Source organism: Corynebacterium sp. 21KM1197 (genome assembly GCF_033783015.1).
Lineage (GTDB): Bacteria > Actinomycetota > Actinomycetes > Mycobacteriales > Mycobacteriaceae > Corynebacterium.
The window spans coordinates 1,955,539-1,972,540 of sequence record NZ_CP123907.1 but is presented as its reverse complement, the minus strand read 5'-3'; the positions used below and the strand labels follow the sequence as shown (position 1 = coordinate 1,972,540).

Below are 17,002 nucleotides of genomic sequence, written 5' to 3'. Positions count from 1 at the left end.
TCTTTCCTGTGACCTCAACCACCCACAGGTTCTGCTATCTTCAGGCGCATGGCTGATTTCACCTTGACCCCGCAGGATCTCGCACGCTTGCGCGAAACCGCCGATACCCCGCAGGTGCGCATGGCCACCAATGCCGTGACCACCACCGACGTCGATGAGGTGGCCCTGGATCGCCGCGCGGTGGCGGCGCTGAACGCGGCCCCGGAAACCAAGCTCGATTCCCTCAAGGTCACGGATCAAAAGCAATCCGGCCGCTGCTGGATGTTTGCGGCCCTCAACGTGTTCCGCCACCGGATCGCCCGGGATTTGGGCGTGCAGGACTTTGAGTTCTCGGAGGCCTACCTACAGTTCTATGACCTCCTGGGCAAGGCGGAGGTTTTCCTGGACGCCATCGCGGAGCACAGGGACGACCTCGATGATCGCCGCGCCCACGCCCTGCTCCAAGCCCCGGTGGGGGACGGCGGGGAGTGGAATTACGTGGTGCACCTGGTGGAGCGCTACGGCGCGGTGCCCAAGTATGCCATGCCGGAGACTCATTCCAGTTCCCACACCGCGCACCTGCGTCGGGCGGTGAACACGGTGCTGCGTCGGGGTGCCCTGCGCCTGCGGGAGGGGAGTACCACCAAGGAGGAGGTTCTGCGCGATGTACACCGGATCCTCGTCATTCACCTGGGCGTGCCCCCGGAGAAGTTCGCCTGGCAATACCGGGATAAGGAGGGGCAGTTCCACCGCGAGGGGGAGGTGACCCCGCGCGAGTTCGCCCAGCGTTACCTACCCGCCGACCTGGGAGAGTACGTGGTGCTGGGCCACGATCCTCGCCCGCAGCGCGAGACGGGGGTGCGTTACGCCATTGATACCCAGACGAGCGTGCCGGGCACCTCGCTGTTCACGTACCTCAACGCGGAGCTTTCCGACGTCACCCGGGCGGCCGTCGATAGTGTGCGGGCGGAGGAGCCGGTGTGGTTTGCCTGCGACGTGAACCGCCAGTTCCACCGGGACATGGGGGTGTGGGACGCGAACCTGCTGGAGCGCGACGCACTCTACGGCGTGGATACCGCCATGACCAAGGCGCAGCGCATGGAGACTTGGGAGTCCGTGCTTACGCACGCGATGGTGCTCAGCGGCTATGACGATTCTCCGGCGCGGTGGCGGGTGGAGAACTCCTGGGGTGAGAAGCACCAGAGCGCCAAGAACGAGGCGGCGGATAAGGGGTACGGGGTGATGTCCCAGGCGTGGTTCGATGAGAACGTTTTTGCCGTGGCGGTGCGCCCGCAGTTCGTGCCGGAGCACCTGCGCGCGGCGCTGAACGCGGAGCCGGTGGTGCTGCCGGTGTGGGACGCAATGGCCTAAGCGGGAATATATAAGGGGAAACATCATGGATTATGCACAGTGGAACCGCGATATTGCCGCCGATACCGCCGCGCGCCTGGTTGGGAATATGGTGGCGGGCACGGATATTGATCGCATTGCGCTCAATAGGCGGGCGGTCACCGCCCTGGACACCTCGGTATCGCACAAGGTGGACGATTGGGCGGTGGCGGATCAAAAGCGCTCGGGGAGGTGCTGGATTTTTGCCGGGCTTAATTCCCTGCGCGGCGCGGTGATGGCGCGGCACAAGATCAAGGACTTTGAGTTCTCTCAGCCGTATATCCACTTTTATGACAAGTTGGAAAAGGCCAATTACTTCCTCTCCGCGATGTTCGATCTGCGCGAGCGTCCCCTGGACGATCGCACCGTCTCCCACCTGCTCGCCACTCCTCTGGAGGACGGCGGGCAGTGGAACATGTTTGTCTCCGTGGTGGAAAAGTACGGCGTGGTGCCCAAGTACGCCATGCCGGAGACTCATTCCAGCTCGCATACCGCGAAGCTGAACCGAGATCTGCTCTCCGTGCTGCGCCGGGGAGCCCTGCGCCTGCGCGAGGTGCCGAGCGATGCCCAGGGTGTCGATGCCGATTCTGCGGCCGTGCAGATCCGCGAGGAGGTGCTGGCCGATGTGTACACGATCCTCACCATTCACCTGGGGACTCCGCCGGAGAAGTTCGTTTGGCAGTACCGGGATAAGGAGGGGCAGTTCCACCGCGAGGGGGAGGTGACCCCGCGCGATTTCGCCCAGCGTTACCTGCCGGAGGACCTGGGGGAGTACGTGTGCGTGGTCAATGATCCCCGCCACGATTATCACGCGCGCTATACCGTGGAGCACCTGGGCAACGTGGTGGGCTCGGGAGCGGTGACGTACCTGAACGCCCCGATGGGGGTGCTCAAGAAGGCCGCCGCGCAGGCCGTGGCGGAGGGGCTGCCCGTGTGGTTTGGCTGCGAGACCACTCGCCAGGGGGATAAGGAAACCGGCTTTTGGGCTGCCGACCTCTACGACTACGAGGCCGTGTACGGCGTGAACATGGGGCTGACCAAGGCGGAGCGCCTGCGGACCGGGGAATTCCTCATGGAGCACGCGATGGTGCTCACCGGCGTGGACCTAGACGAGCAGGGCAACCCGCGCCGGTGGCGGGTGGAAAACTCCTGGGGCGAGGAGAACGCGGACAAGGGTTTTTGGACGATGGACGATTCCTGGTTCGATCCCTACGTGTTCGAGATCGCCGTTCCCCCCGCGTTTCCTGCCCGAGGAGGTATTGGCGGCGCGCGACCTAGAGCCGATTGCGCTGCCCGCCTGGGACCCGATGGGTGCCCTGGCGCGCCGCTAAAAAGATCGCTTATCGACGCCCCGTGAGCCCTATACCCGGAGGCGTCGATAAGCGGCAACGCTTAGTGCGCGGAACCGTACCGGGTGCTGCGCGGGTTGCCCCGGAAGCACCAGGCGGTGACGGCCGCGCTAAGCGCGCCCACCGCCGCGATGAGGCAGAGAATCATGAGGTAGGCGTGGTCATAGGCCTGCGCGTGCTCCGCGCCGGTGCCGGTGAACGCGGCGAGGAACAGGGGAAAGATGCTGCCCAGGATCGCCACGGAGAGTAGGCTGCCGAACTCGTAGGAGACCTCCTCCACGCTGGAGGCCATGCCCGCGCGCTCGCGGGGTGCCGAGCCGATGATGGCTACGGAGGATACGGACATCACCGATCCCGCGCCCGCGCCCATGAGCGCCGTGCCCACCAGGAAGATCGGCATGGAACCGGCGGAGAATGCCCAGGCCGTGAGGAGCACCGCCGCCGCGATGAGGCTAAACCCGCCGCTAATGAGCGTGCGGAAGCCCAGGCGGTGCAGGTTCGCCCCGCCGAGAATGGAGAAGGGCAGGGCGGAAATGGCCGCAAGCGCCACCACCAGCCCTGCCTGAAGCGGGCTGTATCCGGCGATGTTTTGGAAGCGCTGGGTGGTCATCAGCGATATTCCGGCGAGGCAGAACATGGCACCCGCCGCCGCGAGCACGCCACCGGTGAACATGCGGCTGCGGAAAATATCCATGGTCAGCAGGGGTTCGGCAAGGTGCCGCTGGCGCCGCGCGAAGAGCGCCCCGGCCACGAGCGACACCGCGCACGCCGCGCCGAGCAGCCACCACTGGCGCGGGGTGTGCGCGGCCTCCTTAATAGCCATCACCAACCCGGAGACGGCGAGCAGCGCGAGCAGGGAGGAGAGGGCGTCCCAGTGCGCGGCGGGGTTGGGCATATTCGGCGGTGCTAGGAGTACGGTGGCGATGAACGCGATAATGCCCACCGGAATGTTGATGAGGAACACCGAGCCCCACCAGAAGTGCTCCAGCAGCAGCCCACCGATCACCGGCCCGGCGGCCGCGCCCACCACGGCGATGGACCCCCAGATGCCGATGGCGGTGCTTAGTTCGCGCTCGTCGAGGAACGTCACGCGAATGAGCGCCAGGGTGGCGGGCATCATGGTGGCCGCGCCCAGGCCCAGCACGGCGCGGGCGGCGATGAGCGCCCAGGCGGTGGGGGAAAACGCGGCGGCGAGGGAACCGATGAGGAAGATCGCCATGCCGGTGAGGAACATGCGGCGGTGCCCGATCCGATCCCCCAGGGTGCCGGTGCCCAGCAACAGGCCGCTAAGCACGAGGGGGTAGGCGTTAATCACCCACAGCGCTTGCAGCTCGGTGGTGTGCAACTGCGCTTCCAGTTGCGGCAGAGCGGTAAAAAGCACGGAGTTATCCATGCTGATAAGGAAGAGCCCGGCGCTAATGACCGCGAGGAAAGTCCAGCGCTGCCGGGGCGTGGTAGCGGTGGGGGAGGGGTACTGCATGGAGCAATACTGTACCTAATGTGAGGCCCTGGCACGCGCGGGAACTCCGGGGCATACTGGGGGACATATCCACACAAGCAAACTAAAACGGAAGCGATCTCACGGGTGGTGCGCGGCTGTGCTTATCGACGTCGCGGCGTCGGATGCTGGCTCGTGAGGCTTCCGGGAGCGAGGAGGCAAGAATGGCAAAGAATTATGCGGAGGTTCTGGTGCACGCCCTGGAAAAGCAGGGCGTGCAGCGCATTTACGGCGTGGTGGGGGATTCCCTCAACCCCATCGTGGACGCGGTGCGCGATTCCTCCATCGAATGGGTACACGTGCGCAACGAGGAAGCCGCGGCCTTTGCCGCCGGGGCGGAATCCCTTATCACCGGCGACCTGGCGGTCTGCGCCGGCTCCTGCGGGCCGGGCAATACCCACCTGATCCAGGGCCTTTATGATTCCCACCGCAACGGGGCCAAGGTGCTGGCGCTGGCCAGCCACATTCCCTCCCGGCAGATCGGCTCCCACTTCTTCCAGGAGACTCACCCGCAGCAGATCTTCCAGGAATGCTCCGGGTACTGCGAGATGGTGAACTCCGCGGACCAGGGCGCGGTGATTACCCACCACGCCATCCAATCCACCATGAGCGGCAAGGGCGTATCCGTGCTGGTGATCCCCGGCGACCTCGCTGCCGAGGACGTGGAGGATACCCGCATTATTGATTCGGTGATCGCCACCGGCCGCCCCGTGGCCTACCCCGATCAGCGCGAGGCCGCCGCCCTGGTGCGGGCAATTAATGAGGCGTCATCGGTGACTCTTTTTGTGGGCGCGGGCATCAAGGACGCGCGTGAACAGGTGCTGGCCCTGGCGGAGAAGATCAAGGCCCCCATCGGGCACGCCTTTGGCGGCAAGCACTACATTCAATACGACAATCCCTTTGATGTGGGCATGTCCGGCCTGCTGGGGTACGGCGCCTGCCATGAGGCCTCGCACGAGGCCGATCTGCTCATTCTCATCGGCACCGACTTCCCCTATAACGACTTCCTGCCCGCCAAGAACGTGGCGCAGATCGACATTGACGGCTCCCACATCGGGCGGCGCACCACCATCAAATACCCGGTGGTGGGCGACGCCGGTGCGGTGATCGAGAATATCCTGCCCCACGTGGCGGAAAAGAAGAACCGCTCCTTCCTGGATAAGATGCTGAAAAAGCATGCCAAGGCCCTAGAGGACGTGGTTGCGGCGTACACGCACAACGTGGAAAACCACACGCCCATCCACCCGGAATACGCGGCCTCGCTCATCGACGAACTCGCCGCCCAGGACGCCATCTTCACCGTGGACACCGGCATGAGCAACGTGTGGGCCGCGCGCTACCTCACCCCCAACGGGCAGCGCGTGGACATGGGCTCCTACCGTCACGGCACCATGGCTAATGCCCTGCCGCAGGCCATCGGCGCACAATCCGCCGACCGCAACCGCCAGGTGGTGACCTTCAGCGGCGATGGCGGCCTCAGCATGCTCATGGGCGAACTCATTACCGTGAAGCAACATGATCTGCCCATCAAGATCTTTGTGTTTAATAATTCCTCCCTGGGCATGGTGAAACTGGAAATGCTCGTGCAGGGCATGCCGGAATATGAGACCGATCACGATCAGGTGGATTACGCCAAGATCGCGCAGGGCGTGGGCATTCAGTCCATTCGGATTGAGGACCCCAAGCAACTCCGCGCCGGAATCCAGGAGGCATTGGCCTACGACGGCCCCGTGTTGGTGGACATGGTGACCGACCCCAACGCTCTGTCCATTCCGCCGAACATCACCTGGGAGATGCTCATGGGCTTCTCCAAGGCCGCCACCCGCACCGTGTTCGGTGGTGGCGTGGGCTCCATGATTACGATGGCGCGCTCGAACCTGCGGAATATTCCGAGGCCCTAAGGCGGCCGGTGGCCCGGTGCTGTGGTGTGGGCTGAAGAGGATAACGGAGTGAGGGCTTATTACTAATAGTCACCCGTAGCCAGGGGAGTGGCTTGAGGAGGAAATGCTTATTCCTCTAGGTATTAGTGCTCAGCGCTTGGCGGAGGATCTCCGGGTATCCGAAACGATGGTTTCCGACCTCCTAAAGGGTGACTATCGCCTGACCGCTGATATGGTTTTGCGGCTTGAGGCATACTTTGGCATGGAGGCGCAGTTTTGGCTTAATTTGCAGTTAAATTACGATCTCGCGGAAGCGCGGGCGCGGGTGGATACTGGTGCTATTCGTCCCTACCGAGCGCTCTAAGAACTGTGGTGGGGTCCAGCGGCTACCGGATGGGGTATGCTCTGTGATGACAGCCCACCCAGACTGTCGTTAAAGGCGAAAGCCCCCGCTCACGGTAAAGGGTAAGCGGGGACTTTCGTGAGACTAGCTGAGCAGCCTCATGATCGTTTCAGCGATTAACCGTGCGATCACGTTGATACTCAGCCTTCCTAAGGAACCGTTGTACGGAGCTGCTACTCCGGCGGCGGTTCCTTTTATCTTCGCTTTCGCGTCGATGGCGGGCCATTCGTCTCACCTCCTCCCTGACAGTCGAAGGTGCTTCCCTGGTGGGGTGCGTGCCTCCGCCAGGTGGTGGAGACTTATCGCACCACCAGGAGGAGCCAGGAGGTTTCCTGGCAAAAGGTATCTTAGCGCGAGGCTGTGGCCTGATGGGAGGAGTCGGGAAGATGGAGGCGAGCTCGGTATTGCAGGTATCGGCCCTCATGGCGTTCACCCAAGACCTGCGCCCTTGACCTTTACGCGACGTCAAACACCAGGATCATTCCCGTGAGCGATACCACCGGCGAGCACCCCGAATACACCATCGGCCAGGCGGCCGACCTCCTCGGCGTTACCCCGCGCACACTGCGGCATTGGGAGGCCGTGGGCTTGCTGGCACCACAGTGGCGCACCCTGGGAGATTACCGCCTGTACACCGAGGGGGACGTCGAGCGCGGCTTGCAGATCCTGGTGTATCGGGAGGCCGGGGTGCCGCTGGCGCAGATCGGGGAGTTGATTGATACCCCCGGCACGCGCCGCGCGCATCTTAAACGGCAGCGGAAAGTCCTGGTGGGAAAGATCGCTCGCCTGCGCGGAATGATCCGCGTGGTCGATGAGATTCTGGAAGGAGAAGCCACGATGAGCGTGGAAGAAAAGGCGAAGAAATGGCGTGAGCAGTGGTCCAAATACCGGGCCGAGGCTCAGGAGCGTTGGGGCGATACCCCCGAGTGGGAGCAGTCCCGCGAGCGAATGGGGGAGATGTCCGGCGAAGATTGGGAGGACGTCGCGGCCGAGGCGGCGGCGTTCCGTGAGGCGCTTGCCGACGCCGCCGGGCGCGGCGTCGCACCCGGCTCCCCAGAGGGGGACGCGCTGGCGCTGGGGCATCGGGCCGAGATTTCGCGCTGGTACGAGGCCTCCCCGAGCAAGCAAGTGATCCTGGCCCGCATGTATGTGGCCGATGAGCGTTTTGCGGAGAGTTATGGGGAGCGCCGCGGGTACCTGCGCGAACTGGTGGAGGCCCGAGCGACCAAGGAGGGCGTGAATCTGGACGATGTTCAGTGGCGCTAGTCACCCCTTTTGGGGGATTGTGCCGCGCGACGCGACGTTGCTGGGATAAGGTGGCGAGGGAACCGTGAGTTTTCCAAAGAAAAGAGGTTTCCCGTGACCACTTCCAACCCCAATCCCTCCGCAGAAGCCCAGGTGCGTGCCGATGACCGCGCGCACGTCTTTCACTCCTGGTCCGCGCAGGGGAAGATCAACCCCATGCCCGTGGCCGCCGCCGAGGGGCCGCGCATTTATGACTACGAGGGCAAGGGCTACCTGGACTTTGGTAGCCAGCTTGTCAGCGCCAATCTTGGGCACAATCATCCCGATCTGGTGGCGGCCATCCGTGAGCAGGCGGGTCGGGTGACCAACCTCAACCCGGCCTTTGCCAATGACGTGCGCGGGGAGTTGGCGCGGCGGATCGTGGAATCCGCGCAGGGCGAGTTCAGCCACGTCTTTTTCACCAATGGCGGCGCGGACGCGGTGGAGCATGCCATTCGCATGGCGCGCCTGCACACCGGGAAGGACAAGATCCTTGCCGCCTACCGCAGTTACCACGGGGCCACCGGCTCCGCGATCATGGCGACGGGGGAGGGGCGTCGCTTAGGCAACCCCACCACCGACGGCGATATTTACCACTTCTGGGGCCCCTTCCTGTACCGCTCGGCGTTCCACTCGGACTCCCCGGAGCAGGAGTGCGCACGCGCCCTGGAGCACCTGGAGCAGACGATTATCTTCGAGGGGCCGGGGCAGATCGCGGCGATCATGCTGGAATCCATGGTGGGTTCCTCCGGGGTGATCGCGCCGCCGGAGGGATACCTGCGCGGGGTGCGGGAACTGTGCGATAAGTATGGGATTCTCTACATCGCGGACGAGGTGATGGTGGGCTTTGGCCGCACCGGCAAACTCTTTGCCTACGAGCACGGCGGGGCGGATCTGGCCCCGGACTTGGTGACCTTTGCCAAGGGGGTGAATTCCGGGTACGTGCCGCTGGGCGGGGTTCTCATTCACCCCGCGATCGTGGAGACCTTCTCCGAGCGCCCCTACCCGGGCGGACTCACCTACTCGGGGCACCCGCTGGCCTGCGCGCCGGGGGTGGCGGCTCTGGACGTGTACGAGCGCGAGGGCATCTTTGAGCGCGTGGCCCGTCTGGGGGCGGAGGTGATCGGCCCGCGCCTGCGCGAGATCGCGGAGAAACACCCCAGCGTGGGGGAGGTGCGCGGTCAGGGCTTTTTCTGGGCCATCGAGTTTGTGCGCGATCGCGCCACTAAGGAGCCACTGACGGATCTGGGCGAGTTCGCGGCCTACTGCAAGGAGCACGGCGTATGGCCGATGGTGAGTGCTAACCGCACGCACATCGCCCCGCCGCTGAATATCCCGGAGGAGGATCTGATTCAGGGGCTAGAGGTGATCGAGGCCGCCGTGGCCCGGGCGGACGCTGCCCTATGACCGCCCCGTAACTCTCAGAGTTCTTTCAGTTACCGGGCAGGCGGGGGGCAGGCCACCGAGCAATACTCTCCCATAGTGCAATGAGCCCGCCCCGCTACCCCGAGCGGGCGGGCCGGAATGGGAGAGGTAAGCGCGATAATGGCAGACGCTATGAATGACAAGGCAAATAACATCAGGGTGCTGGTGGTGGACGATGAGCCCAATATCGTGGAACTGCTCACCGTGGGGCTGAAGTTCCAGGGTTTTGAGGTGAAGTCCGCGAACGACGGCCACGCGGCCCTGGAACTGGCCCGCGAGTTCCGCCCGGACGCCTTCATCCTGGACGTGATGATGCCCGGCATGGACGGCTTTGAGCTCCTCCCGCACCTGCGCGAGGACGGCCTGGACGGCCCGGTGCTCTACCTCACGGCCAAGGACGCGGTGGAAAACCGCATTCACGGCCTGACCATTGGTGCGGACGATTACGTGACCAAGCCCTTCTCCCTGGAGGAGGTGATTACCCGCCTGCGGGTGATCCTGCGCCGAGGCCACAGCCTCAAGGACGAGGCGCGCGACGCCACCATCACCTACGCGGATCTCACCCTCAACGACGACACCCACGAGGTCACCAAGGCCGGGGAGATCGTGGATCTCTCTCCCACGGAGTTCAACCTGCTGCGCTTCCTGATGATTAACGCCGAGGTGGTGCTGAGCAAGGCCAAGATCCTGGATAACGTGTGGCACTACGACTTCGGCGGCGACGGCAACGTGGTGGAGTCCTACATCTCCTACCTGCGCCGCAAGGTGGATACGGGGCGTCGTCCGCTGATCCACACCGTGCGCGGCGTGGGCTACGTGCTGCGTAAGCCGCGCCAGTGAGGTTGCTTAAGCAATCCCACCCGGAGCAATGGGGCACGAGCACACCCCAACGCAGGCCGTACAGTCCGCTGCGTTCCATTCCGCTGCGGGTGTGGCTGGTTATGCTCGTGGTGGCGGTGGCCGGGGTGGGCCTCTTAGGTAGTTCCACGGCGGTCTCCGCCGTCATGCGGGGCTATTCCCTGGATAAGGTCGATGAGGAACTGGAATCCGTGCTCAACGGGTTCACCAGCTCCGCAGGGGCGGCCGCCAATGCCGCGCCCTCGGAGGGCGCGGTGATTCGCCGGGTGCCCCTGGACTTTTATGTGCAGGTGATCTATCCCGATGGCACCCCGGCCGGGGAAAATAGCTGGCTGCAATCCACCCCGGATATTTCCAGCCTCAACGTGGACGCCGGGCCGCAAACCTTACCGGCTTCCGCGGAATCCTCCTCCAACCAGCGCTGGCGCGCCACCGCCAAGAGCCAGGACGGCGTGGTGGTCGTGGTGGCCAAGAGCCTGGCCAGGGAGGAAACCCTCATCGGGCGGTTGCGCGCGGTGCAGACCATCATCTCGCTGACGGTGTTGGTGGTGATCGCCATGGTGGCGCACTACCTGGTGTATCGCTCCCTCAAGCCCCTGCGCGAGGTGGAGCGCACCGCAGGCGATATTGCCGAGGGCAACCTGGATCGCCGCCTGCCGCAGTGGCCCATGAACACCGAGGTGGGGCAGTTGGCCTACGCGCTCAACGTCATGCTGGGCAGGCTGCAACGCTCCATCGAGGAGTCCCGGGACAAGGAGGAGCAAATGCGGCGCTTCGTGGGAGACGCCTCCCACGAGTTGCGCACCCCCCTGACCTCCCTGCGCGGGTACACGGAACTGTATCGCTCGGGAGCCACCACGGACATTGATCTGGTACTGGGAAAGGTGGACGCGGAATCCAAGCGCATGAGCCTGCTGGTGGAGGATCTGCTCGCACTCACCAGGGCGGAGGGCCAGCGCCTCAATAGTGAGACGGTGGACCTGCTGGAACTATGCCTCTCCGTGGCAGGAACCGCGCGCGCGGCCTTCCCCGGCCGCACGGTGATGGTGGATAACAAAACCTCCGCCGTGCCCCTGGTGGTGGGTGACGCCAGCCGTCTGCACCAGGTGTTGCTCAACCTGCTCACTAACGCTCTGCGTCACGGCGGGGAGCGGGCCACCGCCACCATTCGCCTTACCTTTGACGGCGCGCAGGATTCCCAGGTGCGGATCCAGGTGATTGATGATGGCGTTGGCATGTCCCCGGATAACGCCGCGCACATCTTTGAGCGCTTCTACCGGGCGGATACTTCCCGCTCCCGGGCCTCCGGCGGCTCCGGGTTGGGGCTGGCGATCACCAAGTCCTTGGTGGAAAAGCACGGTGGCACCATCGAGGTGGAATCCGAGGTGGGGGTGGGTTCCACCTTTACCATCACCCTAGAGCGCAAGCCGGAGCCAGAGGATCCTCACCGCGACTCCGCGTAGAGGCGGGCGAACACCTCCCGCGCGGTGGCCTCGGGGAACTGATAGTGCAAAACCCCGGGGGCGGTGACCATCTCCACCCGTGCGCCGGAGTAGGCGGAGAGGTCGGCGTATTCCGGGGGCACGATGGTGTCCAGGGGAGAGACAATGGAAACGATCTGCGTGCCGGTGGGCGGGGGAATATCCAAGGGGCGCATGATCTGCGGGTACACCGGCCCCACGAGCCTGCCCATCAGCCGAGGAAAGCGCGGCGGGCAGCCCCGGAAGCAAGCGCCTAAGCCGATGAGCCGGGCCACGGGGAGGCGCTGCGCCAGCAGTAGTCCGAGGAGACCACCGAGGGAATGGCCCACGACGTCGATAAGCCCCTCGGGGGAGGCTGCGACCAGGCGGCGGGCGCACGCCTCGACCTCCGCGAGGCTGTGCTCCAGGCGCGCGGTGCCGCGCTGACCGTAGGCGGGGGCGGCCACGGTGCGGTCGGCGCGGTGGGCGAGCAGCCGCAGCAGTTCCTCGAAGTTGCCGGGGGAACCGGCCGCCCCGTGCAGCACGAGTACCGGGCGTTGCCCCGTGGCGGCCGAGGTGCCTAGCCCCGGAAGATAGGGGGCCACCCCGTGCGGGGGCACCAGGTCAAGGAGCCGCATGGGTTACTCGGCGGTGCCGAGCGCGGCGCGGATTTTCTGCGCGGCGGCGTCCATCTGGGCGGGGTCGGTGGAATCCATCGGCATGGCGGCGGAGAGATCGAAGCCGCCCATATCCTCGGCGGGGAACACGTGGACGTGGGTGTGCGGCACCTCGAAGCCCGCGATGAGGGTGCCCGCCCGCGAGCAGCCAAAGGCCTCCACGATGGCCCTGCCCACCTTCTGGGATACCTCGGCCACGCGCGCCCAGGTCTCGGCGGGCAGATCGGTCCAGCGATCCACCTCCGCCACCGGCACCACCAGGGTGTGCCCGTAGGCCACCGGCTCAATGCTCAGGAACGCCACCACGGCATCGTCCCGATACACAAAGCGCGCGGGAAGCTCCCCCGCGATGATCTTGCTAAATACGCTACTCATAGGTTCTCAGCGTAGTGGGCCGTTAGACTCGGGGCCATGAATATTCTGGTCATTGGCGCCGGTGCGCGCGAACACGCCCTGCTGCGGGGACTTTCCCAGGACCCCGCCCACCCCACCCTGCACGTGGCCCCCGGTAACGCGGGCATGACGGCCCTGGCCACCGCGCACCCGCTGAGCGTGACGGACGCTGAGTCCACCGTGGCCCTGGCCAGGGAGATCGCCGCCGACCTCGTGGTGATCGGCCCCGAGGTGCCCCTGGTTGCGGGCGTGAGTGACGCCCTGCGCGCCGCCGGTTTTGCCGTGTTTGGCCCCTCTCAGGCCGCCGCGCAACTAGAGGGCTCCAAGGCCTTTGCCAAGGAGGTCATGGCGGCCGCGGGCGTTCGCACCGCCACCGCCGAGCAGATCGCCCCCGATGCCAGCGCCGAGGAGATCGAGGCCGCCCTGGATCGCTTTGGCCCCACCTGGGTGGTCAAGGACGATGGCCTGGCCGGAGGCAAGGGCGTGGTGGTCACCCCGGAGCGGGAGGCCGCCCGCGCCCACGTGGATTCCGTGCTGGCCGCAGGCAACCCGGTGCTGCTGGAATCCTTCCTGGAGGGGCCGGAGGTTTCGCTATTTTGCCTGGTGGACGGTGAAACCGTGGTGCCCCTGCTGCCCGCCCAGGATCACAAGCGAGCCTTTGATAACGATGAGGGCCCCAATACCGGCGGCATGGGGGCCTATACGCCCCTGCCCTGGCTGCCGGAAAACGGCGTGGAGCGCATCGTGCGCGAGGTCTGCGAGCCGGTGGCCCGCGAGATGGTGGCGCGCGGCACCCCGTACTCCGGCCTGCTCTACGCGGGCCTGGCCTGGGGCGCAGACGGCCCCGTCGTGGTGGAGTTCAACGCCCGCTTCGGTGACCCCGAGACGCAGGCGGTGCTCTCCTTGCTGCGCACCCCGTTGGCGGGGCTGCTGGACGCGGTGGCGCGCGGCACCCTGGCCCAGCAGCCGCCCCTGGAATGGGAGGAGGGCTCGGCGGTGACCGTGGTGCTGGCGGCGGGCGGTTACCCGGAGTCCCCGCGCAAGGGTGATGCCCTGGTGGGGATCCCGGAGGACGAGGAGCGCGCCTATACCCTGCACGCGGGCACGGCTGCGGGAGCCGAGGACCCGGCGGAGTCCTACGTTTCCGCCGGGGGCCGCGTGCTCTCCGTGGTGGGCAAGGGGGCCGACCTGGCCGAGGCCCGCCAGCGCGCCTACGGGATCATCGAACAGATCGAGATGGAGGGTTCCTTCTACCGCAAGGACATCGGCCTGGCGGCGGAGGAGGGACGGATCGCCGCGCCGTAGCGGGCGCACACGGCGAACGCGGCGAACGCGGCGCGCACAGGGCGTCGATAAGCGGGGCGGTGGTGCGCCCCGCCCGCACCGTAGAATGGTGCGCGTGGCTGAGAAAGTAAAGATTGCAAACGTCCTGGCGTCCCGCTATGCCTCCCCGGAAATGACCCTGCTGTGGTCGCCCGAGCACAAGATCATCCTGGAACGGCAACTGTGGATCGCCGTCATGCGCGCCCAGCGCGACCTCGGCGTGGACATTCCCGCCGAGGCTATCGACGCCTACGAGGCCGTGATCGACCAGGTGGACTTGGAGTCCATCGCGCGGCGGGAAAAGGTCACCCGCCACGATGTGAAGGCCCGCATCGAGGAGTTCAACGCCCTGGCCGGGTGGGAGCACATTCACAAGGGCATGACCAGCCGCGACCTCACCGAGAACGTGGAACAACTGCAAATCCATCGCTCGCTGAGCCTGGCGCGGGACAAGGCGGTGGCGATCCTGCGCCGCGTGGCCGAGCGCGCTGCCCAGTACCAGGCCCTTGTGATGGCCGGGCGCTCGCACAACGTGGCCGCCCAGGCCACCACCCTGGGCAAGCGCTTTGCCTCCGCGGCCGATGAGATGCTGGTGGCCGTGGAGCGCACGGAGGAACTTCTTTCCCGCTACCCGCTGCGCGGGATCAAGGGCCCGATGGGCACCAGCCAGGACATGCTGGATCTCCTCGGCGGCCAGGAGGATAGGCTCGCGGAGTTGGAGCAGCGCATCGCCGCCCACCTGGGCTTTGACCGCACCTTTGACTCCGTGGGCCAGGTTTATCCCCGTTCTCTGGACTTTGACGCGCTTTCCTCCCTGGTGCACTTGGGCGCGGGCCCCTCCTCCCTGGCCACCACCATTCGCCTCATGGCGGGCAATGAGACGGTCACGGAGGGGTTCAAGGAGGGGCAGGTGGGGTCCTCCGCCATGCCGCACAAGATGAACGCCCGCTCCTGCGAGCGCGTGGGTGGCCTGCAAGTAATCCTGCGCGGTTACCTCACCATGACCGCCGACCTCGCGGGGCAGCAGTGGAACGAGGGCGATGTGTTCTGCTCCGTGGTGCGCCGCGTGGCGCTTCCCGACGCCTTCTTTGCCTTCGACGGCATGGGCGAGACATTCCTCACCGTGCTGGACGAGTTTGGTGCCTTCCCCGCCATGATCGACCGGGAACTGGAGCGCTACCTGCCCTTCCTGGCCACCACCCGTATCCTCATGGCGGCGGTGCGCGCCGGGGTGGGCCGCGAGGAGGCCCACGAGGTGATCAAGGAAAACGCGGTGGCGGTGGCCCTGAATATGCGGGAAAACGGCGCGGAGCAGGACCTGGTGGAGCGCCTGGCCTCCGATGATCGCCTGCCGCTGAGCGCGGCGGACCTGGAGGCGGCCCTGGCCGACCGCCACGCCTTCATCGGCGCGGCGGAGTCCCAGGTCTCGCGCGTGTTGGCGCGGGTGGAGGATCTGGTGGCCCGGCACCCGGAGGCCGCGCGGTACACGGCGGGGGAGATCCTTTAAGGGGTGGGGCGGCTGTGGTGGTCCCGGATGGCCGCGTTGAGCGGCCGCCCGGCGGCCCCTGTGGTGCTCCCCGGGCGCTAAGATTCGCCTAATTACCGCTGCGCCGGGCGCGGGGTTACACTCCCTTTCATGCGTCCTGAACTGTCGGAATACCGCCACGTCTCGGCGGGCAAGGTACGGGAGATCTACGAGATTGATGAGGAGCACCTGCTCATCGTCGCCTCGGATCGGATCTCCGCCTACGATCACATCTTGGATACGGAGATCCCCGATAAGGGCAGGATCCTCACGGCCATGAGCTTCTACTTCTTCGGAGCCTTGGACGTGCCCAATCACCTGGCCGGGCCCGCCGATGATCCCCGGATCCCGGAAAAGGTGCTGGGTCGGGCGATGGTGTGCAAGAAACTTTCCATGCAGCCCTTTGAGTGCGTGGCGCGTGGTTACCTCACCGGCTCCGGGTTGGCGGAGTACAAGAAGAACGGCACCGTGTGCGGCATTGAGTTGCCGGAGGGTCTCACGGAGGCCTCCCGCCTGCCGGAGCCCATCTTCACCCCGGCCACCAAGGCGGAGCAGGGGGAGCACGATGAGAACGTGTCCTTTGAATACGTGGTGGACAGCCTAGGCCAGGAGCGCGCCGAGCAACTGCGCGATACCACCCTGGCGGTGTATTCCCAGGCGGCGGCGATTGCGGAGGAGCGCGGTTTGATCCTGGCCGATACCAAGTTGGAGTTTGGCACGGACGCCTCCGGGGCCCTGGTGCTGGCCGATGAGGTGCTTACCCCCGATTCCTCCCGGTACTGGCCTGCGGCGGGCTATGCGCCGGGCAAGGTGCAGCCGAGCTTTGATAAGCAGTACGTGCGCAACTGGCTCACGGGGCCGAAGTCCGGCTGGGACAAGAACTCCGGCGAACAGCCCCCCGCGCTGCCGGGTTCCGTGGTGGAAGCCACCCGGGAGCGCTACGTGGAGGCCTATGAGAAGATCTCCGGGGAGAAGTTTTGTCACTGGGTGGGGGTGTGCGTGTAGCCCCGCGAGGGGCATAAAAAGTGGGAAAGAACACGATCTTGATCGTTAAAGAATATTAATGCCGATTGGTCTTGGATAAATGGTCCAGGAGCAATATACTGCCCTGCCATGACTACCCCCGATGCCCTCGCCGCTCAACTCCGCGAAAGCCTCCGCCTGGGAGTGTATGCGTTGCGGCTTTTGGATCGGGAGGGGGAGTTGCCCACCACCCAGGTGGGCACGCTCATGGCGCTCAAGCAGGGGCCGCTGCCGGTGACCACCATCGCCACCCTGAGCGGGATCAGCACCGCGAGCGCCAGCCAGCAGGTCACCCGGCTGGAAAACGCCGGTTATGTGGAGCGCCGCCCCGACCCCCTGGATGCCAGGGGCGTGCTGGTGGCGGTGACGGATTCCGGGCTCGATGCCCTGCACCTCACGGTCACCGCGCGCAACAAGCGGCTCTCCCCGGCGATGGCGCGGCTTTCCCAGCAGGAGCGCGAGGACGTGGCCCGCGCCCTGCCCGTTCTGGAGCGATTTTTCCGCTCCCTCCTCGATGAGTAATCCCCCGGTGGACT

Annotated in this window: 13 protein-coding genes and 2 pseudogenes; 12 read left to right on the top strand and 3 right to left on the bottom strand. The window is 65.6% G+C overall.

Going from position 1 to position 17,002, the window contains the following annotated elements:
• Nucleotides 1-48: 48 nt before the first annotated feature.
• Both OLW90_RS09590 and OLW90_RS09585 read left to right on the top strand, forming a co-directional pair.
• Entirely contained in the window at nucleotides 49-1,350 is a 1,302-nt protein-coding gene (locus OLW90_RS09590; RefSeq protein ID WP_319649868.1) for a C1 family peptidase, read from the top strand.
• Between the two features lie 25 nt (nucleotides 1,351-1,375).
• Nucleotides 1,376-2,699, top strand: a pseudogene (locus OLW90_RS09585) (C1 family peptidase).
• Between the two features lie 61 nt (nucleotides 2,700-2,760).
• Here OLW90_RS09585 and OLW90_RS09580 read toward each other — a convergent pair.
• A complete protein-coding gene (locus tag OLW90_RS09580) occupies nucleotides 2,761-4,197 on the bottom strand; it encodes an MFS transporter (protein WP_319649867.1) in 1,437 nt (478 codons plus the stop codon).
• A gap of 182 nt (nucleotides 4,198-4,379) precedes the next feature.
• Here OLW90_RS09580 and OLW90_RS09575 point away from each other — a divergent pair, with 182 nt between their 5' ends.
• From OLW90_RS09575 to OLW90_RS09550, 6 genes and pseudogenes are all read left to right on the top strand, one after another.
• Entirely contained in the window at nucleotides 4,380-6,116 is a 1,737-nt protein-coding gene (locus OLW90_RS09575) for a pyruvate dehydrogenase (RefSeq protein WP_319649865.1), read from the top strand.
• A 91-nt stretch (nucleotides 6,117-6,207) separates the two neighbouring features.
• Nucleotides 6,208-6,459 (top strand): annotated as a pseudogene (locus tag OLW90_RS09570) (HigA family addiction module antitoxin); the annotation flags it as partial.
• A gap of 525 nt (nucleotides 6,460-6,984) precedes the next feature.
• Nucleotides 6,985-7,764 (top strand): MerR family transcriptional regulator, encoded by a 780-nt coding sequence (locus OLW90_RS09565; protein ID WP_319649864.1) that lies wholly within the window; start codon nucleotides 6,985-6,987, stop codon nucleotides 7,762-7,764.
• 93 nt (nucleotides 7,765-7,857) lie between these two features.
• Complete coding sequence (locus tag OLW90_RS09560) at nucleotides 7,858-9,189, top strand: aspartate aminotransferase family protein (protein ID WP_319649863.1); 1,332 nt, start codon at nucleotides 7,858-7,860, stop codon at nucleotides 9,187-9,189.
• A gap of 138 nt (nucleotides 9,190-9,327) precedes the next feature.
• The gene (locus OLW90_RS09555; RefSeq protein WP_319649862.1) at nucleotides 9,328-10,047 is read left to right on the top strand and encodes a response regulator transcription factor; all 720 of its coding nucleotides are present in this window, start codon (nucleotides 9,328-9,330) and stop codon (nucleotides 10,045-10,047) included.
• A gap of 101 nt (nucleotides 10,048-10,148) precedes the next feature.
• On the top strand, nucleotides 10,149-11,528 hold the full coding sequence (locus tag OLW90_RS09550; protein WP_413464541.1) for a sensor histidine kinase: 1,380 nt from the start codon (nucleotides 10,149-10,151) through the stop codon (nucleotides 11,526-11,528).
• On the opposite strand, the gene OLW90_RS09545 is transcribed toward OLW90_RS09550, so the two are convergent.
• Both OLW90_RS09545 and OLW90_RS09540 read right to left on the bottom strand, forming a co-directional pair.
• Nucleotides 11,510-12,163, bottom strand: coding sequence for an alpha/beta fold hydrolase (locus OLW90_RS09545; RefSeq protein ID WP_319649860.1), 654 nt, complete (start codon nucleotides 12,161-12,163; stop codon nucleotides 11,510-11,512). The genes OLW90_RS09550 and OLW90_RS09545 overlap by 19 nt on opposite strands.
• Nucleotides 12,164-12,166: 3 nt before the next feature.
• Complete coding sequence (locus OLW90_RS09540; RefSeq protein WP_319649859.1) at nucleotides 12,167-12,577, bottom strand: HIT family protein; 411 nt, start codon at nucleotides 12,575-12,577, stop codon at nucleotides 12,167-12,169.
• A gap of 36 nt (nucleotides 12,578-12,613) precedes the next feature.
• Here OLW90_RS09540 and purD point away from each other — a divergent pair, with 36 nt between their 5' ends.
• The 4 genes from purD to OLW90_RS09520 all read left to right on the top strand — a co-directional run bounded on the left by purD (nucleotide 12,614) and on the right by OLW90_RS09520 (nucleotide 16,988).
• Nucleotides 12,614-13,900, top strand: a complete 1,287-nt coding sequence (gene purD / locus OLW90_RS09535) for a phosphoribosylamine--glycine ligase (RefSeq protein WP_319649858.1) — start codon at nucleotides 12,614-12,616, stop codon at nucleotides 13,898-13,900.
• 85 nt (nucleotides 13,901-13,985) lie between these two features.
• Entirely contained in the window at nucleotides 13,986-15,425 is a 1,440-nt protein-coding gene (gene purB / locus OLW90_RS09530) for an adenylosuccinate lyase (RefSeq protein ID WP_319649857.1), read from the top strand.
• 129 nt (nucleotides 15,426-15,554) lie between these two features.
• On the top strand, nucleotides 15,555-16,448 hold the full coding sequence (locus OLW90_RS09525) for a phosphoribosylaminoimidazolesuccinocarboxamide synthase (protein WP_319649856.1): 894 nt from the start codon (nucleotides 15,555-15,557) through the stop codon (nucleotides 16,446-16,448).
• 108 nt (nucleotides 16,449-16,556) lie between these two features.
• Nucleotides 16,557-16,988, top strand: a complete 432-nt coding sequence (locus OLW90_RS09520; protein WP_319649855.1) for a MarR family winged helix-turn-helix transcriptional regulator — start codon at nucleotides 16,557-16,559, stop codon at nucleotides 16,986-16,988.
• The last annotated feature ends 14 nt before the right edge of the window (nucleotides 16,989-17,002 follow it).

Excerpts from the sequence above, each read along its gene's own strand:
- OLW90_RS09590 (WP_319649868.1), top strand. The coding sequence starts at position 49 with ATGGCTGATTTCACCTTGACCCCGCAGGATCTCGCACGCTTGCGCGAA.
- OLW90_RS09580 (WP_319649867.1), bottom strand. The coding sequence starts at position 4,197 with ATGCAGTACCCCTCCCCCACCGCTACCACGCCCCGGCAGCGCTGGACT.
- OLW90_RS09575 (WP_319649865.1), top strand. The coding sequence starts at position 4,380 with ATGGCAAAGAATTATGCGGAGGTTCTGGTGCACGCCCTGGAAAAGCAG.
- OLW90_RS09555 (WP_319649862.1), top strand. The coding sequence starts at position 9,328 with ATGGCAGACGCTATGAATGACAAGGCAAATAACATCAGGGTGCTGGTG.
- OLW90_RS09550 (WP_413464541.1), top strand. The coding sequence starts at position 10,149 with ATGCTCGTGGTGGCGGTGGCCGGGGTGGGCCTCTTAGGTAGTTCCACG.
- OLW90_RS09545 (WP_319649860.1), bottom strand. The coding sequence starts at position 12,163 with ATGCGGCTCCTTGACCTGGTGCCCCCGCACGGGGTGGCCCCCTATCTT.
- OLW90_RS09540 (WP_319649859.1), bottom strand. The coding sequence starts at position 12,577 with ATGAGTAGCGTATTTAGCAAGATCATCGCGGGGGAGCTTCCCGCGCGC.
- purD (WP_319649858.1), top strand. The coding sequence starts at position 12,614 with ATGAATATTCTGGTCATTGGCGCCGGTGCGCGCGAACACGCCCTGCTG.
- purB (WP_319649857.1), top strand. The coding sequence starts at position 13,986 with ATGGTGCGCGTGGCTGAGAAAGTAAAGATTGCAAACGTCCTGGCGTCC.
- OLW90_RS09525 (WP_319649856.1), top strand. The coding sequence starts at position 15,555 with ATGCGTCCTGAACTGTCGGAATACCGCCACGTCTCGGCGGGCAAGGTA.
- OLW90_RS09520 (WP_319649855.1), top strand. The coding sequence starts at position 16,557 with ATGACTACCCCCGATGCCCTCGCCGCTCAACTCCGCGAAAGCCTCCGC.